We start from the raw sequence: 21655 nt of genomic DNA on the forward strand, positions 1-21655 counted from the left end.
GCGGCATTGGCAATCGCCATTACTGGGATTGGCGGCGATATTTAACGTGCAGCATTTTTAAGGCAGCATCCGGGTCCCGATCAGGGAAATCCGGGTTCTGCTCCAAGCGCGCTACAACTTCATAACCGCTGTCAGATCCGAGGATTAACTCTCTAAACTGGGCTTCGTTGTGCCGGGGCGAGTTGATCACCATCAGCAGATCCGCCTCAGCGGCGAGACAAGCGGGCAGCTGCCTCAGCAACTTTTCATAATTCTGGCTGACATCGAAGCGACCTTTCTGTCGCGTCGGCGGATCGACAATGCCCAGGTCAAAGGGGCCGCGACGATCGAAGCGCTTGAATTGACGCAGTGCATCGAATTGCAGGAACTGAACCCCTTTGAGCGACAGCCCATTAACCTCGTGATTTTCCCGTCCGCGATTTAAAACACCGCGATTGACATCCACATTTACAATATCGATATCACCTGCCGCTCGCGCGACCGCAGAAAAGGCACAGGTGAAAGCGAAAAGATTGAGCATTTTTGCCGACGTCTGCCCAGCTCTTGCACGCACCTGCTCTTCAAGCCAGGCCCTGCCCGGCTCAATATCCAGGAAGAAACCCACATTTTGTCGATCAAACGTGAGGGGGAATTTAAGGTTTCCACGCTGCGCGACCGGGTCTGTTACCGGCTCACCAAAGTGCCACTGCAAAGGTGCCCCAGGGAGATAGCGTCGCTGAGCAGCGACCCCCTGATAACCTCGCGCCTCGGCCATTTGCCAGAGTTTTTCACACAGCTCTACTTCACCTTCATATTCTTCAAAAAAAGTCACTAACAAAGCGGGGAAAAAGCTGTCGACGCAAACCTGCTCCAAACCCTCATAGCTGCGACCCCGGCCGTGAAAAAAACGACGGCTGTCGCCAACATTCTGTCCTAGTTTATTTTCTACCTGCTCCAGCAGTAACTGCCAATCTGCACTCATCGCTTATTGAATATCCCCGTTACTCAGTGGATAAAGAATGGCATCCCGATAGCCGGTAACCACTCGAATAAAACCACTCCACCGTTTATCAAGCTTGGGGTTACCGCTATCGATTAATAGCGGGCGCCCATGTAATTCCGTAATTTTTGTTTTAGTTGCAACCACGATTAAATTATCGCGCCCAACGCGCCGCAGTACATTGGCTGACAATTGTTGGTTACCCCGGCCAATTAAATGACCCTGGCCACCAATGGCGGTGAGAATGATTTTTACCGGCCCGCTGTGATCGGCAATGGCCTGTTCAATTTGCGGCGCACTGACATCCAGCTGCAACAACTGGCCATCCAGTAATAAATCCACCCCCAACAGTGTTCCCTCACAGCCCAACTCGCTGAGGATTGCCAATGTAGTAGAGCCTGGGCCAACGACATACAGGGTTTGCGGGTCCAGGTCTTCGGTAATCTCTGCGGCGATATCCGCAACTGCCAGCTCTTCCACTTCGCGGCCGGCATTTTTTACCGCCTGTAAAAACTGGCCTTCCTGGGGCACCAGCAACTCGCCGTAGTAACGCGTGGTTACCCGCCCACTGCGGAATGACTGCTCATCAATATCCCGCACTTCACGCTCAGCGAGGTCCACCAGCTGCCCCGCCATCAGACGGCGCAAAACCTCACCACCCGCTTTAGGGGAAATCGCAAAACAGGCGGAGTGCATTTTCACTCCGGCGGGAATACCCAGCACCGGGAAATTATCCCCCAGGGCATTGACGATATTTCTCGCAGTGCCGTCACCGCCAATAAAAACAATGAGGTCTGCACCATTGTTGCGGATAGTGGCTGCTGCACGCTCTGTATCTTCCGGGGAGGATGGCGAGCACTCGGCCACGCCCACTTCACAGACAGAAAAACCGAGTTTACGCGCTGTACTGCCCCCCATATCGCCGGCAAAGCACAGGATTTCCAGCTCATCCTTATAGGGTTTTAGCTCCTCAAGGGCCAGCGCCGCACGCTGATTTGCCTGGGGCTCGATACCTGCGTCCAGCGCGCGTTGCACCGTTTCGGCACCATCGCTCCCCTTGAGACCCGCCGGGCCACCAATGCCAGCCCAGGGGTTAATAATTAAACCAAGCTTTTTTACTTGTTTACTTAACTGCACGCCAACCCCAAAACTTCCAGTTGTCGCTTCTCTTCGTCACCCAAAGTCTGGGCTGAAGTTTTGTAGTGACTGAACTCCAGGCGCTCGGGGTATTCTTTACGCAGCAAATCAAAAGCCTTCTCCATCGGCACATCACCTGCTGCAGCCGCGCGCAGGCGGCGATCGTCCGCGCGGGGGTTGTACATCTGCAACAGTAATTCTTCTGCTGAGTCTCCCCTGATCTCTTTAGAGGTAACAGCCGGCTGACATTCCGCAGACATGGGTGCAATACCCAGTTCCCGGCACAAGGCCTCGCGAATCATACGGGTGCCAGCCAGCTTCCCATCCAGGCTGTAACCGGCAATATGCGGTGTCCCCAGGTCAACATGCTGCAATAATTCAATATCGATATCCGGTTCGTTCTCCCATACGTCCAGTACGGAAGTAAAACGCTTGCCCCGCTGGATTTCCGCCAGCAGTGCCCGGTTGTCTACCACCCCACCCCGGCCGGCGCTAATCAATACGCTGCCATCGCGGAGCTGGCGCATCTGCTCTGCTCCAATCATATGGAAACTGGGGTAGGTGCCGCCCTTAACCAGCGGTGCGTGAAGGCAAACAATATCCTGGCTCAGCACCTTTTCCAGCTCACTCGCATCCGGGTTTTCCGGTAGCCAGGGATCGTAAACTGCGCAGGAAACCCCGAGGGCATGCAAGCGCTGTTGCAATAATCCGCCCACATTGCCGCAGCCCACTATGCCGAAGCTGCGCCCATGCCAGTCAATTTCCAGTGCGGCCAGGGTGCAGAAAACATACTCCACCACGGAGTTGGCATTGCAGCCAGGCGCGGCACTCCAGAAGATCTCATTGCGTTCCAACCACTGGGTATCCAGGTGATCAGTGCCTATGGTGCAGCTGCCAACAAAGCGCACCCGGGTCCCCTCCAGCAGGCTTTGATCAACCTGGGTGACCGAGCGCACCAACAAAATATCCGCATCAATTAATTGTTCTCGGCTCAAGGTGCGGCCGTGGTAGCGCTCCAGCGTTCCCAGATCACCGAAATACTCCTCCAACGCAGGAATATTCTCATCGGCGACAATTTTTAATCCCGCACTCTGTGCAGCGCTATCCGTCATGTAAGTTCTCCATCAACACCCGCTAAGGTGCGTTCAATCTTCTTGCTCAGGCCGCCGATACCAAATTCCTCCGCCAGGGCACGGGCCAGATAGACATCCACCGGCTGTGGGCACAAATCTGCCAGCTTTATATCCAGGGGAACCCGCTCCTCAAGACTGGTCAGGCGCTTGGCGAGGTGCAGCTGCTCTTCGTATTCCTCTATCCGGGCCACCAATCCTTTGGCTCCGCGAATGGGCATTGTGGCAAGGGTATCGAGCTGATCCAGCAACATTTCTATAGTGTCGAATATCTCTAACAGGCGTGCCGCTGTCTTTGGGCCAACGCCGGGTATCCCGGGAATATCATCGCTAGTGTCTCCCACCAGGGCCAGATAGTCGGGAATCTGTTCCGGGCGCACACCGAACTTTTCCCGTACGCCCTCGCCATCCAGGTGCCGGTCGTTGGCAAAATCCCACAGGGATACAGCGCCCCGAGCCAGCAGCTGCCCCAGATCCTTGTCCCGGCTCACGACCACTGGGTTATGCCGGTGCAGCTTCCGGGTTAACGTGGCCAGTATGTCATCGGCCTCGTAGCGCTCACTGGAAAAGCTGGCAATACCCAGTACCTCAGCCATTTCCCGGCACGCCGCCAGCTGGAAAGCCAGGGCTTCATCTGGTAGTGCGCGACTGCACTTATAGTCCGGGTAAATCTCATTGCGAAAACAGCTTCCCAATGATTCGTCGAAGGCGCAGGCAATATAGCTCGGTTGTCGCGCCAACATATCCAACAGGAAGTTAGTAAAGCCGTAAACGGCTTCAGTGGAGTAGCCACTGCGACTCTCCCAGTTGGGCGGCAGCGCAAAGTAGTAGCGAAAAATATATACCGATGCGTCTATGAGATAACTATTCAAGAGAGATCCGCCAATTGGTAGCTGCCCCAGTCAAAAGGATTGGGACAACCGAATTCCTTCATCAGGGCTTCGGCGAATGCACAGGCCCGAGGGTTGGGCCGGGTATCACAATAGTCCAGAACTTGCTGCCAGATGGCCTTTTTAAACAGGTCGCTGGCGCCCAATCCATTTTCCAGATTGTCGGCGCTCACGCGGAACTTGAGTCCGCAAGCCCGTGCAAAGATCCATTCAAGGGCCTGTGGCTTGACCTCTACCTGCTCGAACTCAGCCTGCTGGTCGGCACTGCGACCATCCGGCGCATACCAGTAACCGTAATCCGGCAATTGCCGCCGGGCCTCTCCGGCGACACACCAGTGCGCGACTTCATGCAAAGCGCTGGCGGCATAGTCCAGGGTGAACTCTACCTGGTGGTAGGGTTGACCTTCCCCCCTGGGCCGGTAATAGGGCTCGCAAAAGCCCCCGCGAAGTCGGGTATTGAGCCCATTTGGGTCTGAAAAACAGTGATCGAAGACTCTGACGATACGATCAGCCATTGGCAGTTTCGTAGGAACAGAAGCCATTTCTGCGGTTGCAACAGGCAAGGCGTTCTCCGGGATACCTCAAAGGCGGGGACTATATCAACGCCTGCGCCCCGATCAAAGCGCAGGCGCTTACGGGGCGCAAAAGGCGCTGGTTGTATTTCGGCAAATCAACATATACCTTTAGGAACAGGGATGCCGCAGAGGGCGTGTCCTTCTAGCGTCTCCCCGAGGAGGGAATTAAAGCAATCAAACACCCTCCTGCCCCAGTCTTCCTTCAGAGGTAGGGCATTTCGCTGTCGCACCTTCATCTGACGTGGAGACGGTATACAACCGGCCCTGCAAGGAGGTGTTCCATGACAGACCACAGCATCAACAATGTGGTTGACCTCTTCACCGGCGAGCCCATCGAAACTTCTGCGGACAGGCGCTTTATTCGTCTTTCGCCGGAGCTAGACGGCTTGGAAATGCTCTACTCCAACAACTCCAGCGGCACAGATCTATATAGCCTGAAAGTTTTATGCTGGGGTCTCAAAGCAAATGGCGAGGTCGTAGGCCTCGTTCCCTGGTTAAACACCATAGTGGCCTGTCCCGACATCAAGGACCCTCTCGACGGACGCTTTGAGGGCTACTATGACCCCGGCATCGAGGAAATCTTCCATCAGCCCCCCATTCACAAGATCGTCGAGCTGGAGACTGCGGCGGAATACTTTGAATACGAGAGCAATAAAGCTGAGGAAGTACTCCAGGAGATCCCCGACACCATCGGCACCCACGCTGTGTTTATGGATGAACAGCGCGAGAACCTGACACTGATTGAGGTCGTCAGCTGGAGGTTGCACGCCGACGGGGATATTCACGGCATGCTAATAGACCACGATATTGTTGAAACCACTCCGGTTTTACCGGGGGATCACTGCCTGTACCCCGCGCAGGAGAGCGAGGGATTCCGGTACTTTTTCCAACACCATATCGCTAACAAAATTAAATCCGAGGACCCCGAAGCCCTGGCCGCTATCGCTGCCCTGGTGACAGCTCCCTAGGGACTGTTGGGTCTTAATATTCAGGAGTGTGCCAGCCCCCGCCAATGGCATGGGGGCTGGAGCAACCGCGACCCGCTATTCCGCTTTTTTAATCCAGTAGACAAATTCGTCATTTTCCTCTGCGTGCTGTACCAGCTCATATCCAAGAAATTGGCAGAACTTGGGCACATCCCGCTGAGTGGAGGGGTCGGTAGCAACCATTTTCAACACTTCACCATCGGCGACATTGCGCACCGCTGAATGCAGCATCATGACGGGTTCGGGGCACAGGAGGCCACGGGCATCTAAGGTGTGATCTGACTTCATAAGTATTATTGTGCGCAATTTTACCGCCGCCGTCATCTCCAGAGGCTTGAGGGCCACGCGGTAATTCCCCTGCGCCCGCACTAAAATCCTCATAGGGCTAACGCAATTCGGGCTGACAATGATCTATGTGTTAATAGAACGGGAAATTGCGGCAGAAATGCAGGGCAGCTATGAAGAGGCCGCCCGCAAAATCCTCACTTGCGCCTACCGTACCGTAGGCTTTATCGAGGGGCAGACCTATATCGAGAAGGGCAATCCCTTGCGGCGCTTTACACTCTCCAAATGGCAATCTGAACTCCATTGGCAACATTGGTATACCAGCCAGGAGCGCCGCGCACAGATGAATCTACTCAACCCACTGATGGTGCGGGAAGAGCGCATTACTGTCCTGGAGATCGCAGCATAAACTGGGCAGCCAACTCTACTGCGGATTGCCAATGCTGAAGCTGGTTAAAACCGCTGGCGCGACGGGGTTTAAAGTCGTGATCGCCATCTTCCAGCCACTCGACCTCAACGGTGTTCGCTAGTCCGTAGCCTTCTACCTCAGCCCGGCTGCCTAATGGGTCCCGATCTCCCTGTATCACCAAGGTCTGGCAACGAATATCCACCAAGTGCTCGGTACGCAGCTTTTCCGGCTTGCCCTGGGGGTGAAACGGATATCCCAGGCACACGGCACCGGCAATCGCCTTCTGCCCCCAGTATTCATCCGCCAATAGACTCGCCACGCGCCCGCCCATGGACTTACCACCGATAAACAGGGGCAACTCGGGGCCTAGCTGGACGATTTGCTCGCGGAAAGACTCTTGTAGCTGGGGCATGGTATTGGGTGGCCGCTTACTTCCCCCGGTGCGCCGCTGCGCCATATAGGGAAACTCAAAACGGACTACTTCCACACCCTGCTCACACAACCCCTGCGCCAGGAACTGCATAAACTCACTGTCCATCGGCGCCCCGGCGCCATGGGCAAACAGAAAGCGCGCAAGGGGCTCTCGCGGGCTATCGATCAACCACTCAGACATCGGGGGGCAGGTCCTCGGCCAGGACCAGGTTTACGGTTTCTTCACCGGGCTCAAACCAGATCACCACTTGGCCGGATTGCAGCTGGCGACGCAGGCTGGCAACTTTGTCCACCAGTTCCACTTCACGCTCACCGTATTCGGTGCCCTCGCGAGTGGCGTACTCTTCCAGCAGACTTTGCAGGGTATCGGCATCTAGTTGTTCGAAGGGAATAATCATACAGCGACTAATTCAGGTAGGCTGGGAGCAGCCATAGCCACCCCCAGAATATTGTAAAACGATCAGGACTTGGGTTTGCGGAAGCGCAGGGTCATACGATCGCTCTCGCCGATAGCGAGATACTTTTCACGGTCCTCTTCACCCAGGCGCATTACCGGTGGTAAGGTCCAGACGCCTTTGGGGTGGTCAGCAGTGTCTTTGGGGTTCGCATTTACCTCGCTGGCCTCTTCGAACTCAAAGCCCGCTTTTTTGGCCAGGTCGATAACATACTCCTGGGTGACATAACCACTTTTCACCATATCTTCCAGGCTGGTACCTGGCTTGGCACGGTGCTCAACGATCCCCAGAACACCACCGGGCTTCAGCGCGGCAAAAAAGCTGGCAAAAGCTTCATCGGCATAATCGCGATACATCCAGTTGTGCACGTTGCGGAAAGTTACTACGGCATCGGCACTGCCTGCCGGAGCAATCTCGCGACCGGTTTGCGGGGCAAACTCAGTCACAATTACTTTCTTGTAAGCCTTATCGTTAGCAGCCAGCTTCGCTTTGAAGTTTTTCAGGGAGCGCTTGTAGTAGTCGGACTCACTATTCTCGGGGAAGTGCGCCGCATATAAGGTCCCTTCCTTGCTCAGGTAGGGCCCCAGAATTTCGGTATACCAACCGCCACCCGGTGTAATTTCCACTACTGTCATATCCGGCTCGATCCCCATAAATTTCAGGGTCTCCGCTGGGTTGCGGTACTGATCGCGGGCGACATAATCCTTATTGCGATGATCCCCCTTAATGGCAGCAGAGAAATCTGCGGCCTGGGCTGTGCCCGCCAAAGCCAGGGCACCGGCCAGGGCCACCAGGGATTTCTTAAAATTGCTCGTCATAGTTTTTCCTGTGTTGTTATCGTTGGTCCAACTTCGTTTGCACACTGTCGATCTTATCCTGCATAGATTGCTCGCGGTCAATACGAGTTCCCAATTTCAGGCTGGAACTGATTCGTTCGGCGCCCATTTGATGCACCCGCTCGTGGCACTCTTTAACTGCCGCCATCACCTTATCCCAGTCCCCTTCGATATTGGTACCGTATGCGTGCAGGCGATAGGAAAGCCCCGCCTCTTCCAGCACCCGCTCGCACTCAGCAACGTATTTACTGACGGAAACACCAACGCCGATAGGGATCACACATAAGTCCGCAATCACATTCATCAACAGTCCCTCGTTAAAGTACTTGGATATTGGTTTCAAAATAACGCTTTTGAGATTGGCCGATAGAGTTATTCGACGAGATCCTATTACAATGTCAGCTCAACGTCTCTCGTGAAGCAAAGGAACCTTATATGCAACAGCATCTCGTTATCTCCATGATCTCTGATGACAAGCCCGGTGTCGTGGAAAAGCTTTCAGCAGTTATCGCAGATAACGGCGGCAACTGGGAAGACAGCCATATGGCCCACTTCGCTGGGAAGTTTGCCGGAATCCTGCGGGTGGCGGTGCCCGCAGATAAAAGTGAGACACTTAAAGAGGCGTTGTCAGCCCTGGCAAACGCAGGCTACAACCTGGTCATTGAAGATGCCATTGCAGTGTCCGCCAAACCCCAGCAAACGCTGACGCTGAAACTGGTTGGCAACGACCGTCCCGGCATAGTCCGCGAGATCTCGCGCGCACTTACCGCCCACCATATCAATATGGAGCACCTGGAAACCACTTACGGCAGCACTCCCTGGAGCGGTGAGCCCCTGTTTAATGCCGAGTGCACCATCAGTGTGGCCGAAGACATAGATCTCGACGGCCTGCGTGACGATCTGGACCAAATTGCCAATGAACTCGGGGTCGAGATCGATTGCGAGGAGATCGCCACCCCCATCTAATTGTGAAATAATCCGCAGCCGTACAGGGCCGGGCACTGCTGTCCGGTCTAGCTAGAAGTCTCTCCAGCGCAAACGCCACCTCATGTTCAAGATTGTTCTATACCAACCTGAAATAGCGCCAAACACCGGCAATATTATTAGACTTTGCGCCAATACTGGGGCAGAGCTGCACCTTATCGAGCCCTTAGGTTTCGATATGGATGACAAACGCCTGCGCCGCGCCGGCCTCGACTACAGCGAGTACAGTCGTGTGGTGCGCCACAAGGACTGGCAGACTTTTATCGATAGCGAGCAACCCGCCAGGGTACTGGCGCTCTCCACCAAGGGGAGCAAAAGCCATACCGCGATCGAATTCCAGGCGGATGACGCCATTGTGTTTGGCCCGGAGACCCGGGGGCTACCCGCAGAGTTCCTGCAAGCAGTAGGGGCCGAAAATACGTTGCGTATCCCCATGCGTGCCGAGAGCCGCAGTATCAACCTGTCCAATGCCGCCGCCATTGTTATCTACGAGGCCTGGCGGCAATTGGATTTTAGTGGCGCCGTGTCCCAGCAGTAAGAAGTTCACCTGTTATGCAAAGTTCCCAAGCCCCAATCGGACTCTTTTACGGTTCCAGCACTTGCTATACCGAAATGGCTGCGGAGAAGATCCGCCAGTGTATCGGTCCTCAATGGATTGATATCCACAATATCGCAGAGGCGGATATTGGCCTCGCCGAAGACTACGACTTCCTTTTGTTCGGCATTCCCACCTGGGACTACGGCGAACTACAAGAGGACTGGGAAAATATCTGGGACGACTTGGCCGCGCTGGACCTGCACGAGAAAAAGGTTGCGCTGTTTGGTCTGGGTGATCAGGAAGGCTACCCTCAGTGGTTCCAGGACGCCTTGGGCTATTTGCATTCGCAGCTCCTCGCCTGCGGTGCCCGTGCAGTGGGCTATTGGTCCGCAGAAGGTTACGAGTTTGAAGAGTCCAAGGGGCTAACTGCCGATGGCAGCCAGTTTGTCGGGCTGGCCCTGGATGAGGAGAACGAATTCGATCTGAGCGAGGAGCGTATCCAGCGCTGGTGCGCCCAGGTAATGCGCGAGTTTGGCTTGCAGGATGAGGGCTGACGGAAGTCTTATTGTGAGCGAACCGGACAAGAAGTACGCAGAAATTGAATGGCGTGAAGACGGCCAACCGCTGTCTCGCGCCTACGACGATATCTATTTTTCCAGCGCCTCCGGCCTGGAGGAAACCCGCTACGTTTTCCTGCAGCAAAATGCCCTGGCTGAACGCTGGCAACAGCTCGCAGAGAACGGCACCTTTACCATTGCCGAGACAGGCTTCGGCACCGGCCTGAACTTTCTCGCCGCCGCGGAGCTTTGGCAGAAAACAGCCCCGGAAAGTGCTCGCTTGCACTTTATTTCGGTCGAGAAGTTCCCACTGCGTCCCAACGACCTGCGCAGGGCACTGGATCTCTGGCCACAACTGGCCCCGTTCGCCCAGCCCTTGATCGATAGCTACCCTCCCCTGCTGGCCGCCGGTATTCACCGACTGCACTTTGGCCCGATCAGCCTGACCCTGATTATCGGGGAGGCAAGTGAGGCCCTGAACAGCTTGCGCCTGCAAAGGGACAGCGATCACCAGGTAGACGCTTGGTTCCTGGACGGTTTTGCCCCAGCCAAGAACCCGGATATGTGGGCACCGGAGTTGTTTAACAACATGGCCGCTCTGAGCAGTCCCAGCGCCACTTTCGCCACCTTTACCTGCGCCGGGCTGGTTAAGCGCGGACTCCGCGATGCCGGTTTTTCCCTGCGCAAGGTTCCCGGCTTCGGGCGCAAAAGAGAAATGCTGTGTGGCACACTGGAGAGCCCACAAGTGAGCGAAACCAGAGAAACTCCGTGGCACCTGCCTCACCAGGAAAGCAAGCGTCCTAAAACCGTCGCTATTGTCGGCGCGGGAATAGCCAGTGCCACTATTGCCCGGGCACTGGCAGAGCGCGGCATCGATGTTCAGATATTTGAGCAGGGTGAGGAACCCGGCTCTGGTGGCTCTGGGAATGACCAGGGAATTCTATACGCCAAGTTATCTCCCAAGCCCGGCCCCAACGGAGACTTCAATCTCCACGCTTTGATGTTTGCCCAGCGCTACTATCGCAGCCGCTGCTCTAAAGTGAGCCACTTCAGCGGTCTGCTTCAATTGGCGCAAACTGAGCGGGAACAGCAATTACAGAGTCAGGTTGCCGCCACACTGGCGGAGAGCGATGGGCAGCTATTGGCTGAACCTGTCGATGCTCGAGCGGCCAGCTCCCTGGCAGGTGTGGACCTACCCGTGGGTGGACTGCACTTTCCTCACGCCGGGTGGATTGAACCCCGCAAAGTCTGCGCCACTTTATTGCAGCATCCAAACATCACCCTGCACAACAACAGCTTGGTAAAAGAATTAGAACGAGAATCGAGCGGTTGGTCAGTAAAAACAGACCGCAGTGACTTTCAATTTGATGCGGTAGTTCTGTGCGGTGCCAATGATATTCGCCAATTTGCCCCAGCGGCGGCCCTCCCCCTGAAGCCAATTCGCGGGCAGGTGTCCAGAGCAGCAGCCACTGAAAATTCTTCGCAGTTACAAATGGCTCTGTGCGGTGAGGGTTATATCACTCCTGCCTATCAAGGGCGTCAGAGCTTTGGTGCCACCTTTAAGCTTAAGGAGACCGCTACTGACTTACGGGTTAGCGAGCACAGCGAGAATCTACAAACCCTGGCGGAGCTACTGCCGCAAATAGCCGATGAGTTCTCACAACAGTCTCTCACTGGCCGAGCGGCTTTGCGCGCAGCGACCCCCGACTACCTACCCTTAGCCGGCCCCTTACCCAACTGGGACTCTATCAGCGATACCTATATCGCACTGCGCAAGAATCGCAAGCAGTACGTTCCCGAGCGAGCTGACTACCAGCAAGGCCTCTATGTAATGGGAGGCTTGGGTTCCCGTGGCTTTACCTACGCACCACTAACAGCCGAGGTACTGACTGCCTGGATGCTCAATGAGCCCCTTCCGGTCAGCGCAACCCTGGCCAAAGCACTGCACCCTGCTCGCTTTGCCATTCGCGATCTGGGTAGGAACCGGGATATCAAGTAGAGGAGACTCCAGTCTCCTTCTTCTCTGAAGACAGCAAGTTGGCACTGCCGGAACCACAGGCGACGATCGTCTTCATCGCCGCCTCAACACTCACGCCGGGCAGTATTTCTACGCACTCTGCCGGCACATGAAACACAAACCCGGAGGTGGGTACCGGCGCTGTGGGCACATAGACGGTCATATCTCCATTGGGGTGCTGAGAAGTGACAATTGCGGTGACAGTGAGCGGATTATCAATGCCGTGAATGCGGACCTTAGCTACCGGCCCCGCCAGCACACCTTCACCACCGCCACCAATAAACTGGATCACCACATCTTTGATGGTGCTGTAACCCGGCGCCAGGCGTCCCAACCAGTGATCCACATGGCGGTGCAACCAGCTGCCAACACTGGTTTTCACCAACAAACCAATCGCGAAACAACCACCAAGGATCAGGGCTATCACCACGAGCCTGGCAAGGGTATTCTTAAATTCTGTATGCGCCTCAAGCCACACCACAGCGGGAGCTACAAGATCACTAACTTGACCGAACAGCCACTGAAACAGCAGGACAAAGATAGCTATAGGCAGCACCACTGCGAGTCCACCCAGCAGCGTCAATGTGATAAAAGTTTTAATTCTGGTCATAGGCTATTGATGAACCGACTTCTCGTGAACAGCTGGATACTGTTATTGCTTTACGCCCCGTGGCCGCAAAGTGCAGCTGCAGAGACACAACTCCAAACAATCCCTTTTTCCATCCTGGAAGAGCGCCAGCGTGGAGGGGACCATTTCACCCAGGGGCTTTTCTACGATGGTCAACGCTGGTGGGAGAGCAGTGGTCGCTACCGCCGCTCCTGGCTCGCCGAGTATACCGACCCTGGGGCCAATCCAGTAAGACGCAAATGGCTTGCTAGGAATCGTTTCGCCGAAGGGCTCACAGTTCTCAACGATAAACTTTACCTGCTGACCTACAAGGCGGGAGAGGTCCATGTCTACCACGCAGACAAGCTCCAACATTTGAAGGTCATGCACTATCGAGGCGAAGGCTGGGGCCTCACCAGTAATGGCCAGCAGCTGATTATGAGTAATGGCAGTGGCGAACTGGTTTTCCGCGATCCCGATACTTTTGAGGTAGTGCGACACCTCAAAGTTCAAGGCGGAGGTAAAAATTGGTCCAGACTCAATGAATTGGAATTTGCCCAGGGCCTGATTTGGGCAAATATCTGGCAAGAAAAACAGATTATTGCCATAGATCCGGAGAGTGGCCAGGTGCGCGGTATTATCGATCTCAGCGACCTCAATCCCGCCGGCAAGAACCATCCAGATACTGTGGCCAATGGTATCGCCTGGGACAAAGCCAAAAATGGGCTCTGGGTAACTGGAAAGTACTGGAAACAGCTCTATTTGATTCGCCCTGCGGGACTGGGCTTTGAGAGCACCACTAAAGTTTCTAACGCTGATCCGTAACGGTCAGCACACCCCCATCCCGGAGATAGTCCATCGCGGACAACTGCAACTGCAAGCGATAGCCGTGCCCCCGGCTCTGTAGGCTGACGCCCTCCAAACTCGCCTTGCCGTCATACAGCGTGGTGAATTTCCCTTCTCCATTTTCCCACTGAATATTTTCAACTTTTTGCATACCGGGCAATTCAAGAGTGACCACCGTAAACTCTTCCGGCAAAGGCTGCAGCTCAACCTGGGCAACACCCGATGCGGTCGCCAGGGAAAATGCCAATTGGTTTTCCGGTGCTGACTGCCACCCCAGGTGGGTGTCAGCAACAACAGATTGAACCAGATTATGAGGGGAGGTTGAGGTACACCCCAGAAGTCCGGCAGGAACCGTCAACGACAACACAGTTGACAAAATCAATGTGCGCATAGCCCTATCCTTAGCTTGCCGCTGTGATGGCGTAGGATTATAACCCGCGAATTATGTCACAGGCGTAAAGCCGTCAATTTCATTCAATTTCAGCGGCATACTCATCAATAAACATACCGCGCACGATCGAGCCACAAGGTATACTCCCCGCCCATGAATTCCCCACAGCATATTCTCGAACACGTTTTTGGCTATACCGATTTCCGCGATCCTCAAAAAGCGGTTATCGACACACTGGTAGCCGGCAATGATGCCCTGGTATTAATGCCCACCGGCGGTGGTAAATCCCTGTGCTACCAGATTCCCGCCCTGGCGCGCCCCGGGTGTGGAGTTGTTATCTCTCCCTTGATTGCCCTGATGCAGGACCAGGTAGAAGCTCTTCAGGAAGCCGGCATCCGCGCCGCTTACTTGAATTCATCAGTGGCCTACGACGAAATCCAGGCAATCGAAAGCCAGCTATTACACGGTGAGCTGGATCTCCTCTATCTAGCCCCGGAGCGGTTGCTACAGCCACGAACCCTGTCATTACTGCAACGGGTTGAACTGTCGCTGTTTGCCATTGATGAAGCCCACTGTGTTTCCCAATGGGGGCACGACTTTCGCGCCGACTATCTGCAACTCAACTGCCTGCACGAGCAATTCCCCCGGGTGCCCCGTATTGCCCTGACAGCGACAGCAGACAAGCGCACCCGTGCAGAAATTGCTCGCCGCTTGGACTTGGAAGAGGCCCGCCACTTCGTCAGCAGCTTCGACCGCCCCAATATCCAGTACCGCATTGAGCCCAAGGACAACCAGCGCCGCCAACTGCTGCAATTCTTACAGAGCGGACATCAGGGCAACGCCGGGGTTATTTACTGCCTGTCCCGAGCCAAAGTGGAGAACACTGCGGAGTGGTTGAGCCAGCAAGGCTTCACTGCCCTGCCCTATCACGCCGGACTACCCGCCGAGACCCGCGCCGAGCACCAGCGTCGCTTCCTGCGTGAAGAGGGCGTCATTGTTGTCGCCACCATTGCATTTGGTATGGGGATTGATAAGCCGGATGTGCGTTTCGTTGTTCACCTGGACCTGCCCAAAAGCATAGAAGCCTACTATCAGGAAACGGGCCGTGCGGGCCGCGATGGTGGGGCCTCAGTTGCTTTACTCCTCTACGGTCTTGAGGATGTGGTAAAGATCGGCCAGATGGTGGAGTCTTCAGAGGGCAGCGAAGAGCACAAGCGCCAGGAGCGCAGCCGCCTGAATGCCATGCTCGGGCTGTGTGAAATCACCAGCTGCCGCCGCCAGGCCCTACTGGACTATTTTGCGGAACCACTGGACAACCCCTGCGGCAACTGTGACACCTGTCTGGAGCCGCCGGCCACCTGGGATGCCAGTGAGGCAGCGGTAAAACTACTCTCCTGTGTCTATCGCACCGGACAGCGCTTTGGCGCCAGCCACGTGATCGATGTACTGCGCGGCTCCGAGAACGAGAAAGTCCGCAAATTCGAGCACGACCAGCTCTCCACTCATGGCATCGGCAAAGACCTAAGCGCAGCCGAATGGCGGGCAGTCGTGCGGCAGCTGATTGTTCGCGGCTACCTGGAGGTCGAGGGAGAGTTCCAGGGGCTGAGGCTCACTGAAATTTGTCGCCCACTGCTGCGACGGGAGGAGACTCTCAACCTGCGCAAGCTTCCCCCGAAAGCGGCGCGCTCGCAGAGCCGTGACAGTCGCAGCCTGGATGATCTCAGCCCAGAAAACCAAGTGCTTTGGGAAGCCCTGCGCAACTGTCGCAAACAGTTGGCAGAAGAGCGCGGTGTGCCGCCTTATGTCGTCTTCCATGATGCGACCCTGCGCGGTATGGTACAAGCCCATCCACAAACACGCAGCGAGCTATTAGCGGTCTCCGGCGTTGGAGACAGTAAGCTCGAGCGCTTCGGCGATGCATTTTTGGCGGTTCTCAGGGATTTTCCCAAACACGAATAACTCCGATCAGTCGGGAGCTTTTCCCCAAAACACAGAGCTGTGTTACAAAGGGGCAAAGCAGTAGAACAATAATTGATAAACCCGACTGAGAGAGAACTATGAAAGTAATCGGCCACCTGATTAATGGCAACATGGTCAATGACACCGGTGCCGCAGGTAACTCCGAACTCCAAGAGGTCACCAACCCCTCCACCAACGAAGTGATCGCCCAGGTTTCGCTAGCCTCTAAAGCGACGGTTGAAGAGGCTATTAGCGCAGCTGAAGCGGCCTTTCCCGCTTGGCGAAACCTTCCGACGGCCAAGCGAGTACGAATTATGTACCGCCTGCGAGACCTGCTACAGGAGAACGCTGCAAAGATTTGTGAGCTGATTACCCTGGAACACGGCAAGGTCCTCGACGATGCGATGGGGGAATTACAGCGGGGCATCGAGAATATCGAGTACGTTTGCTCTACTCCAGAAATGCTTAAGGGCGAACACAGTAAAAATGTCGGGCCGGCAATAGACTCCTGGAGCGAATTCCAACCGCTGGGTGTTTGTGCCGGTATAACCCCCTTTAACTTCCCCGCTATGGTTCCGCTGTGGATGTGGCCCATGGCAATTGCCTGCGGCAATACTTTTGTACTAAAACCCTCCGAACGCACCCCCTCCTCTGCACTGTTTATCGCGGAGCTGGGTATTGAAGCTGGCATCCCTACAGGGGTGCTGAATGTGGTTAACGGCGGTAAAGAGGCTGTCGATACACTCCTCACTGATAAACGTATCCAAGCGGTGAGCTTTGTGGGATCGACTCCGATCGCAGAATATGTCTACATCACAGGCACCGCCCATGGAAAAAGAGTGCAAGCGTTTGGTGGTGCCAAGAACCATGCGATCATCATGCCCGATGCCGACCTGGACAACGCTGCCGCAGCTCTAATGGGCGCAGCCTATGGCTCCTGTGGTGAACGCTGTATGGCCATCTCTGTCGCTGTAGCGGTAGGTAATGAAACCGCCGATGCCCTTGTTGAGAAGCTCAAAGTACAAATTGCTGATCTGAAAATCGGCGATGGTATGGACAGCCAAAGCGATATGGGGCCACTGGTAACCCGGCAACACTTACAAAAAGTGGAGAGTTATATTGCTGCTGGTATCGAAGAGGGTGCCGAGTTGGCTGTAGATGGACGCAACCAGACCGTTTCCGGTTTTGAAAATGGTAATTACCTGGGAGCCTGCCTATTTGATCGAGTTACTCCAGAAATGTCGATTCATAGTGGAGAGATATTTGGCCCGGTACTCTGTGTGATGCGTGTCGAAACCATGCAGGAGGCCATGGATATTATAGATGCTCATGAATACGGTAACGGCACCTGTCTATTTACTCGCGACGGAGAAGCCGCACGCTATTTCAGCGACAATATTAAAGTTGGAATGGTCGGCATCAACGTTCCTCTACCGGTACCGGTAGCACATCACAGTTTCGGTGGATGGAAGCGTTCACTGTTTGGCGACCTCCACGCCTACGGCCCCGATTCAGTGCGTTTTTACACCAAGCGCAAAACCATTACCCAGCGCTGGCCTGCCAGTGGTGTAAGGGAAGGTATTCAGTTCAGTTTTCCCTCAAATCAGTAATTACTGAAACAAATCATTATAAGAAGGCCCATAACTAAGCGGGCCTTCTTCCTATCTCCAGATATAAACTGCTAGCAGGCATAAAGCTTCAGGACTCCAACCTTTACGTTCCTGAAACACTCCCCTGCCCCGATTTTCACACTTAGCACCAAAACCTTATATTTACCTCACTAATTGGCTCACCAAAAAACAAATAGGTTCTTATTTTTTAATGCACCTCATTTACTTTAGATTGACAGGGTGAGATTATTTATTTAGCAATAATTGGAATAACCATTATGAAAACCAAAGGTCTCGCTATTGCCCTTATTGCTGTACTGACTGCTACCCATCAGGCAGCAGCACAACAGGATGCATCATTTAAGAAATGTAAAAAGTGGCAACAAAAAATTGAACACTTCCGCGAAGAAAGAAAAGATGGCGGATCGTGAGAGCAGATGGAGAAATGGAAGGACAAGATAAATAAATTGAGAGAGAAATTTAAAGAATACAACTGCGATCAATATAAGCGCCACTTGTAATCAAGAATTGGCAACTGCAGCACTCAAGAAAGATTAAGCGCCTTCCCCTGAATATCAGATGAGCGTTAAATAAAAAAGGACGCCGAAGCGCCCTTTTTTGGCTGCATGACTGATTACCAGTGGAAATCAAACTTGTAGCCTACACCAATATTGAATGACCAGGGGTCAAAGAGGTAATCACCACCGAATCTGTGGCGATAAAACTCATTGTCATCATTGGTATCGAACCAGAAGGCATCCACCTCAATATCGGTATCTACATCATAGTAAATAGCGGCAAGGTTAATTAGCCAGCTACTATCATGACCGAAATTAAAGTCGACACCAATCTGCCAAGTGTATCCCCAGTTGTCACCCAGGTTTACACGGCCATCCCAAGGACGGAACACTTCAATATCATCATCGTAATCCCACCAACCCCAATGTCTCAGACGCTCATCGGTAAAGTCGGTATAGTTAATACCTACTCCCATATAAGGCTGAACCATGCAGCTGGGATCTAACGGATAATAATTCAGATAGGCGGCCGTGATCTGAGGCTTCCACCGAGCGAAATCGCGACGGCGGTGGAACTCGTCAAAGTCCGGATTAAAGCGACGTAGCCAGGGCCTATTATCTCCTCCTGTATGGCGGTCACCCTCGGTGTAACTCAAGGATACACTCATATGGTCAGTAGCCCGCCACTCTACATTGATAAACCAGCCCCACTCATCACTAGGATCAACATTGGAACGGAATGCACCCCAGTCAAAAGACTCATCATCCGGCCAGTCAAAGAATCTATCACTAAAGGTGACATTATCCGAGTTGGGGGAGATATAGGCCCCACCAATTCGAACCTTAAACTCCTGAGTCTTTGGTGGGGGAGGGGCATAGCCAGCCGGTCCTGCCGAAGCGACACTAGAGATTGCTAAGGCGAGGGGCGTCATAACGGGGATCAGAATACGCGTCATCTTCATTTGTGGTAACTCCATTGATATTCAGCAGATCAAACAGCAATCAGCCCAATCAATGGTCAGTCTAGTCGCACGAAGTAACAGGTGTAGAAAAAACAAACAAATGTTGGCGTGTAAAAAAGTATTTATTGTTTTCTGGCACTTAAACCGCTTTTTGGCGTTTAATTTTCCCGAACAAAGTATGATTTTTAAAATGGATAGGCGCCTCTTGGAATTCTAGCGGCCACCAGAGCAAGAGAGATATGAAGAGATCTAAATTAACAAACAAAAAATAGACGCCATTACACTACTGATTCTTACAACCAGTAAAAGCTTATGATGGCTTTCATGACGCAAAAAGAAACTGAAAATTTTTGAATGGCTGTTTACATGAAAAACGCGACAGGTCCCAGAACTGGAACCTGTCTGAGTTGTTTTAAATAAAGCGCTGAATTACGACTTTTTTCCACCACCCTGGCATTCAGGACTCTGTGGGGCCTGTCCCTCCCACTCTTCCGGGCTGTAAGTGTGCAGAGCAAGAGCATGTATTGGGCCAGCCATTTCTTCAGATAAAGCCGCATAGACTTTTTGATGGCGCTGCACTTTTCTTGCCGAATTGAACGCCTCACTCACCAAAACGACCCGAAAGTGCATTTCAGAGCCAGCAGGCACATTGTGCATATGACTTTCGCATTGCACTTCAATATGCTGCGGGGAAAATTCCGCAGTCAGTTTATCTTTAATTGTCTCAGCAAGACTCATCTATCAACTCCTTTATTTGCGATACAGCAAGGCTACTTTCCAGAACCTAGCTGACAACCTTAGCCTGTTGCTTTCTCGCCTCAACAATCGCTTCATAGGCAACAGTAATACTTTTCATCTGATCATCAGCATGACGCATAAACTCTTCAGGCAACCCCTTGGAAGCAATTTTATCGGGATGATACTCTGCTGCTTTTCGGCGATAAGCTAATTTAAGCTCTTTATCGCTAGTCTCCGGAGTACAACCCAACACTGCGTAATGCTGCTCCAGATTTGCAGCCGTACTCCTACCCCCGTGCACAAACTCATTTTGCATTGCCGCAAATAAAGATTCATGCAACCCAAGATCAACAGTGATGCGTTTTAAAATATCTTCTTCTGCGCTATGTAATTCACCATCGGCATAAGCAACAGCAAATAATAGGCGATACACCATTTCCCGCATTGCTTGATCGCGAACCAGCTGGCGATACTGTTTTGCGTAATCGTAAATGCTGTACTTATCAGTCTTAGCATTTTCAAAAATACGGATTGCATGCTTGCGCTCCTCAGTGCCCAGACGGAGGTTGTTTCTAATAAAGCCCTCTATAAACTCCACTTCAGCTTTAGAAACCAGGCCGTCTGCCTTAGCCATTTTTGCCAGCATCGAAAATAGAGTCACGATGAAGATTGTCTGGGCTCCATCCCTGCTCAGGGCCGAAGCAGCCTTCCCGAGGCGCTGCTGCAAACTGGAACCAAATGAACTGCCGATCCAGGCTCCCAATGCCGCACCAATTGGACCGCCAAACATAAAACCAAAGCCTGCACCTAACCCCGCCCCTAACCAGGACATACACTCTCCTAGACGCTAAAAGTCGCGCCCGCTATATAAGAATCAAACAAGTAAAACGCACCTATCATACCACGTACTACGGCGCCTTAATCCCCAAATATGAATCACTGGTCACAACCCAATAGAACTGAACCCGCCAGGTCTATCTTTTGACGCGGCAATCAATCTCGAAACTATCACTAGTCCTCAGGCCCAATTATGTTTGAGAGTGAAAATCGAACTTAAAGGCAAGCCGAATGAAAATGCGGCCAGACACAGCTCTCTTTCGCCCCCTATTGGCTTTTTGTGCCATAGCACTCCTCACGTTAACTGGTTGCGATCAACATCGAGGTGCATCCCAGCAAGAGGAGGCCAGCAGCACTCCAGGGCACCAGGACTGGGAAACTATCGTAGAGGTCCTTCTGCACCCCCGCTGCCTCAATTGTCACCAGTTGGAGATGCCACTTATAAATGAAGGGTCTCCCCATGTTCCTAGAGTGGAGCGCGGTCCAGATAATATGGGGGCAGGTACCATGCGTTGCAATAACTGCCATTCAAATAAAAACAACCCTGTTACCGGTGCGCCTGGAGCTCCAGGGTGGGTTATGGCACCCATTGAGTTGAACTGGTCACAAAAATCCTCGGCTCAAATCTGCAAGCTGCTAACTACTCCCCAGGACAACGGCGGGCGAGCACCAACCAGTCAACTGGAGTTTGTCAGTACCAGCCCACTGGTATTGTGGGGATGGCACCCCGGTGACAGCCGCCAACCGGTAAATATCCCCCACGATAAGTTCATTGAAGCAATGAAAGGTTGGATCGCAGCAGGGACACCCTGCCCACCAGAGAGGGCATCAAACTAATTATGTATTTGCTAAATCTAAAATTATGCGGTTTACAGTGAGATGAAAATTCTTGAAAAAATATAATCTCAGCAATACAAACATCGAAATAAATAACAGTTCGGTATCTAGGGAGCCTCTGAATAACTCCGTAATGCCTC

26 protein-coding genes are annotated in these 21655 nt (G+C 53.3%); 11 read left to right on the top strand and 15 right to left on the bottom strand.

Features of this window, described 5'->3' with window-relative positions:
• Positions 1-19 precede the first annotated feature (19 nt).
• Genes ACJJI6_RS09425 through ACJJI6_RS09445 form a run of 5 tightly spaced genes read right to left on the bottom strand, consistent with a single transcriptional unit; the run spans position 20 to position 4699 of the window.
• Positions 20-961: a class I SAM-dependent methyltransferase gene (locus tag ACJJI6_RS09425; protein WP_475713212.1), complete on the bottom strand. Its 942-nt coding sequence runs from the start codon at positions 959-961 to the stop codon at positions 20-22.
• 3 nt (positions 962-964) lie between these two features.
• Complete coding sequence (locus ACJJI6_RS09430) at positions 965-2116, bottom strand: ATP-NAD kinase family protein (protein ID WP_475713213.1); 1152 nt, start codon at positions 2114-2116, stop codon at positions 965-967.
• Positions 2107-3228 carry a 4-phosphoerythronate dehydrogenase gene (locus ACJJI6_RS09435; protein ID WP_444905845.1) on the bottom strand — a complete coding sequence of 374 codons (1122 nt, stop codon included), beginning with the start codon at positions 3226-3228 and terminating at the stop codon, positions 2107-2109. Before ACJJI6_RS09435 ends, ACJJI6_RS09430 begins: the two co-directional genes overlap by 10 nt.
• Positions 3225-4118, bottom strand: a complete 894-nt coding sequence (locus ACJJI6_RS09440) for a 5'-3' exonuclease (RefSeq protein WP_475713214.1) — start codon at positions 4116-4118, stop codon at positions 3225-3227. Before ACJJI6_RS09440 ends, ACJJI6_RS09435 begins: the two co-directional genes overlap by 4 nt.
• Positions 4115-4699: an elongation factor P hydroxylase gene (locus ACJJI6_RS09445; RefSeq protein ID WP_475713215.1), complete on the bottom strand. Its 585-nt coding sequence runs from the start codon at positions 4697-4699 to the stop codon at positions 4115-4117. The genes ACJJI6_RS09440 and ACJJI6_RS09445 overlap by 4 nt, the downstream gene beginning before the upstream one ends.
• Before the next feature lie 293 nt (positions 4700-4992).
• On the opposite strand from ACJJI6_RS09445, the gene ACJJI6_RS09450 reads away from it, so the two are divergent.
• On the top strand, positions 4993-5679 hold the full coding sequence (locus ACJJI6_RS09450; protein WP_444905848.1) for a hypothetical protein: 687 nt from the start codon (positions 4993-4995) through the stop codon (positions 5677-5679).
• A gap of 75 nt (positions 5680-5754) precedes the next feature.
• On the opposite strand, the gene tusA is transcribed toward ACJJI6_RS09450, so the two are convergent.
• Entirely contained in the window at positions 5755-5985 is a 231-nt protein-coding gene (gene tusA, locus ACJJI6_RS09455; RefSeq protein ID WP_282933554.1) for a sulfurtransferase TusA, read from the bottom strand.
• A 118-nt stretch (positions 5986-6103) separates the two neighbouring features.
• On the opposite strand from tusA, the gene ACJJI6_RS09460 reads away from it, so the two are divergent.
• A complete protein-coding gene (locus tag ACJJI6_RS09460) occupies positions 6104-6391 on the top strand; it encodes an antibiotic biosynthesis monooxygenase family protein (RefSeq protein ID WP_413665059.1) in 288 nt (95 codons plus the stop codon).
• On the opposite strand, the gene ACJJI6_RS09465 is transcribed toward ACJJI6_RS09460, so the two are convergent.
• From ACJJI6_RS09465 to ACJJI6_RS09480, 4 genes are all read right to left on the bottom strand, one after another.
• Positions 6366-7004 carry an alpha/beta family hydrolase gene (locus ACJJI6_RS09465; protein ID WP_475713216.1) on the bottom strand — a complete coding sequence of 213 codons (639 nt, stop codon included), beginning with the start codon at positions 7002-7004 and terminating at the stop codon, positions 6366-6368. The two genes, ACJJI6_RS09460 and ACJJI6_RS09465, sit on opposite strands and share 26 nt — an antisense overlap.
• The gene (locus ACJJI6_RS09470) at positions 6997-7221 is read right to left on the bottom strand and encodes a YheU family protein (RefSeq protein WP_108732557.1); all 225 of its coding nucleotides are present in this window, start codon (positions 7219-7221) and stop codon (positions 6997-6999) included. The genes ACJJI6_RS09465 and ACJJI6_RS09470 overlap by 8 nt, the downstream gene beginning before the upstream one ends.
• A 62-nt stretch (positions 7222-7283) precedes the next feature.
• Positions 7284-8096, bottom strand: a complete 813-nt coding sequence (locus ACJJI6_RS09475) for a class I SAM-dependent methyltransferase (RefSeq protein WP_475713217.1) — start codon at positions 8094-8096, stop codon at positions 7284-7286.
• Positions 8097-8112: 16 nt separating this feature from the next.
• Positions 8113-8457 carry an MTH1187 family thiamine-binding protein gene (locus ACJJI6_RS09480; RefSeq protein ID WP_475713218.1) on the bottom strand — a complete coding sequence of 115 codons (345 nt, stop codon included), beginning with the start codon at positions 8455-8457 and terminating at the stop codon, positions 8113-8115.
• A gap of 92 nt (positions 8458-8549) precedes the next feature.
• Between ACJJI6_RS09480 and ACJJI6_RS09485 the strand changes: the two genes are divergently transcribed.
• The 4 genes from ACJJI6_RS09485 to mnmC all read left to right on the top strand — a co-directional run bounded on the left by ACJJI6_RS09485 (position 8550) and on the right by mnmC (position 12192).
• Positions 8550-9080 carry a glycine cleavage system transcriptional repressor gene (locus ACJJI6_RS09485; protein WP_282933559.1) on the top strand — a complete coding sequence of 177 codons (531 nt, stop codon included), beginning with the start codon at positions 8550-8552 and terminating at the stop codon, positions 9078-9080.
• Positions 9081-9162: 82 nt separating this feature from the next.
• The gene (gene trmL / locus ACJJI6_RS09490; RefSeq protein ID WP_108732553.1) at positions 9163-9636 is read left to right on the top strand and encodes a tRNA (uridine(34)/cytosine(34)/5-carboxymethylaminomethyluridine(34)-2'-O)-methyltransferase TrmL; all 474 of its coding nucleotides are present in this window, start codon (positions 9163-9165) and stop codon (positions 9634-9636) included.
• Positions 9637-9650: 14 nt separating this feature from the next.
• Entirely contained in the window at positions 9651-10190 is a 540-nt protein-coding gene (gene fldB, locus ACJJI6_RS09495; protein ID WP_444896612.1) for a flavodoxin FldB, read from the top strand.
• 13 nt (positions 10191-10203) lie between these two features.
• Entirely contained in the window at positions 10204-12192 is a 1989-nt protein-coding gene (mnmC, locus tag ACJJI6_RS09500) for a bifunctional tRNA (5-methylaminomethyl-2-thiouridine)(34)-methyltransferase MnmC2/FAD-dependent 5-carboxymethylaminomethyl-2-thiouridine(34) oxidoreductase MnmC1 (RefSeq protein WP_475713219.1), read from the top strand.
• Here mnmC and ACJJI6_RS09505 read toward each other — a convergent pair.
• Entirely contained in the window at positions 12185-12820 is a 636-nt protein-coding gene (locus ACJJI6_RS09505; RefSeq protein ID WP_475713220.1) for a DUF502 domain-containing protein, read from the bottom strand. The two genes, mnmC and ACJJI6_RS09505, sit on opposite strands and share 8 nt — an antisense overlap.
• Positions 12821-12829: 9 nt before the next feature.
• Between ACJJI6_RS09505 and ACJJI6_RS09510 the strand changes: the two genes are divergently transcribed.
• Entirely contained in the window at positions 12830-13642 is an 813-nt protein-coding gene (locus ACJJI6_RS09510) for a glutaminyl-peptide cyclotransferase (protein ID WP_475713221.1), read from the top strand.
• Here ACJJI6_RS09510 and ACJJI6_RS09515 read toward each other — a convergent pair.
• Entirely contained in the window at positions 13626-14054 is a 429-nt protein-coding gene (locus ACJJI6_RS09515; RefSeq protein ID WP_475713222.1) for a hypothetical protein, read from the bottom strand. The genes ACJJI6_RS09510 and ACJJI6_RS09515 overlap by 17 nt on opposite strands.
• 153 nt (positions 14055-14207) lie before the next feature.
• Here ACJJI6_RS09515 and recQ point away from each other — a divergent pair, with 153 nt between their 5' ends.
• The 3 genes from recQ to ACJJI6_RS09530 all read left to right on the top strand — a co-directional run bounded on the left by recQ (position 14208) and on the right by ACJJI6_RS09530 (position 18054).
• Positions 14208-16013, top strand: coding sequence for a DNA helicase RecQ (gene recQ / locus ACJJI6_RS09520; RefSeq protein WP_475713223.1), 1806 nt, complete (start codon positions 14208-14210; stop codon positions 16011-16013).
• Positions 16014-16111: 98 nt separating this feature from the next.
• Entirely contained in the window at positions 16112-17623 is a 1512-nt protein-coding gene (locus ACJJI6_RS09525; RefSeq protein WP_475713224.1) for a CoA-acylating methylmalonate-semialdehyde dehydrogenase, read from the top strand.
• 278 nt (positions 17624-17901) lie between these two features.
• Positions 17902-18054 (top strand): hypothetical protein, encoded by a 153-nt coding sequence (locus tag ACJJI6_RS09530; RefSeq protein ID WP_475713225.1) that lies wholly within the window; start codon positions 17902-17904, stop codon positions 18052-18054.
• A 203-nt stretch (positions 18055-18257) separates the two neighbouring features.
• Here the strand turns inward: ACJJI6_RS09530 and ACJJI6_RS09535 are convergent, their stop codons facing one another.
• The 3 genes from ACJJI6_RS09535 to djlA form a co-directional block, all read right to left on the bottom strand.
• Positions 18258-19103: an OmpW/AlkL family protein gene (locus tag ACJJI6_RS09535; RefSeq protein WP_475713226.1), complete on the bottom strand. Its 846-nt coding sequence runs from the start codon at positions 19101-19103 to the stop codon at positions 18258-18260.
• Between the two features lie 429 nt (positions 19104-19532).
• Entirely contained in the window at positions 19533-19841 is a 309-nt protein-coding gene (locus ACJJI6_RS09540; RefSeq protein ID WP_444896604.1) for a BolA family protein, read from the bottom strand.
• 46 nt (positions 19842-19887) lie between these two features.
• Entirely contained in the window at positions 19888-20673 is a 786-nt protein-coding gene (gene djlA / locus ACJJI6_RS09545) for a co-chaperone DjlA (protein WP_444896603.1), read from the bottom strand.
• A 236-nt stretch (positions 20674-20909) separates the two neighbouring features.
• On the opposite strand from djlA, the gene ACJJI6_RS09550 reads away from it, so the two are divergent.
• The gene (locus ACJJI6_RS09550) at positions 20910-21515 is read left to right on the top strand and encodes a hypothetical protein (protein WP_475713227.1); all 606 of its coding nucleotides are present in this window, start codon (positions 20910-20912) and stop codon (positions 21513-21515) included.
• Positions 21516-21655 lie beyond the last annotated feature (140 nt).

This window comes from Microbulbifer maximicatervae (SeqCode), from assembly GCF_056232625.1.

What these genes read in the sequence shown, in the direction of transcription:
- ACJJI6_RS09425 (WP_475713212.1), bottom strand. Translation starts at nt 961, where the DNA reads ATGAGTGCAGATTGGCAGTTACTGCTGGAGCAGGTAGAAAATAAACTA.
- ACJJI6_RS09435 (WP_444905845.1), bottom strand. Translation starts at nt 3,228, where the DNA reads ATGACGGATAGCGCTGCACAGAGTGCGGGATTAAAAATTGTCGCCGAT.
- ACJJI6_RS09450 (WP_444905848.1), top strand. Translation starts at nt 4,993, where the DNA reads ATGACAGACCACAGCATCAACAATGTGGTTGACCTCTTCACCGGCGAG.
- tusA (WP_282933554.1), bottom strand. Translation starts at nt 5,985, where the DNA reads ATGAAGTCAGATCACACCTTAGATGCCCGTGGCCTCCTGTGCCCCGAA.
- ACJJI6_RS09460 (WP_413665059.1), top strand. Translation starts at nt 6,104, where the DNA reads ATGATCTATGTGTTAATAGAACGGGAAATTGCGGCAGAAATGCAGGGC.
- ACJJI6_RS09465 (WP_475713216.1), bottom strand. Translation starts at nt 7,004, where the DNA reads ATGTCTGAGTGGTTGATCGATAGCCCGCGAGAGCCCCTTGCGCGCTTT.
- ACJJI6_RS09470 (WP_108732557.1), bottom strand. Translation starts at nt 7,221, where the DNA reads ATGATTATTCCCTTCGAACAACTAGATGCCGATACCCTGCAAAGTCTG.
- ACJJI6_RS09475 (WP_475713217.1), bottom strand. Translation starts at nt 8,096, where the DNA reads ATGACGAGCAATTTTAAGAAATCCCTGGTGGCCCTGGCCGGTGCCCTG.
- ACJJI6_RS09485 (WP_282933559.1), top strand. Translation starts at nt 8,550, where the DNA reads ATGCAACAGCATCTCGTTATCTCCATGATCTCTGATGACAAGCCCGGT.
- trmL (WP_108732553.1), top strand. Translation starts at nt 9,163, where the DNA reads ATGTTCAAGATTGTTCTATACCAACCTGAAATAGCGCCAAACACCGGC.
- fldB (WP_444896612.1), top strand. Translation starts at nt 9,651, where the DNA reads ATGCAAAGTTCCCAAGCCCCAATCGGACTCTTTTACGGTTCCAGCACT.
- ACJJI6_RS09505 (WP_475713220.1), bottom strand. Translation starts at nt 12,820, where the DNA reads ATGACCAGAATTAAAACTTTTATCACATTGACGCTGCTGGGTGGACTC.
- ACJJI6_RS09510 (WP_475713221.1), top strand. Translation starts at nt 12,830, where the DNA reads ATGAACCGACTTCTCGTGAACAGCTGGATACTGTTATTGCTTTACGCC.
- ACJJI6_RS09515 (WP_475713222.1), bottom strand. Translation starts at nt 14,054, where the DNA reads ATGCGCACATTGATTTTGTCAACTGTGTTGTCGTTGACGGTTCCTGCC.
- recQ (WP_475713223.1), top strand. Translation starts at nt 14,208, where the DNA reads ATGAATTCCCCACAGCATATTCTCGAACACGTTTTTGGCTATACCGAT.
- ACJJI6_RS09525 (WP_475713224.1), top strand. Translation starts at nt 16,112, where the DNA reads ATGAAAGTAATCGGCCACCTGATTAATGGCAACATGGTCAATGACACC.
- ACJJI6_RS09530 (WP_475713225.1), top strand. Translation starts at nt 17,902, where the DNA reads ATGAAAACCAAAGGTCTCGCTATTGCCCTTATTGCTGTACTGACTGCT.
- ACJJI6_RS09535 (WP_475713226.1), bottom strand. Translation starts at nt 19,103, where the DNA reads ATGAAGATGACGCGTATTCTGATCCCCGTTATGACGCCCCTCGCCTTA.
- ACJJI6_RS09540 (WP_444896604.1), bottom strand. Translation starts at nt 19,841, where the DNA reads ATGAGTCTTGCTGAGACAATTAAAGATAAACTGACTGCGGAATTTTCC.
- djlA (WP_444896603.1), bottom strand. Translation starts at nt 20,673, where the DNA reads ATGTCCTGGTTAGGGGCGGGGTTAGGTGCAGGCTTTGGTTTTATGTTT.
- ACJJI6_RS09550 (WP_475713227.1), top strand. Translation starts at nt 20,910, where the DNA reads ATGAAAATGCGGCCAGACACAGCTCTCTTTCGCCCCCTATTGGCTTTT.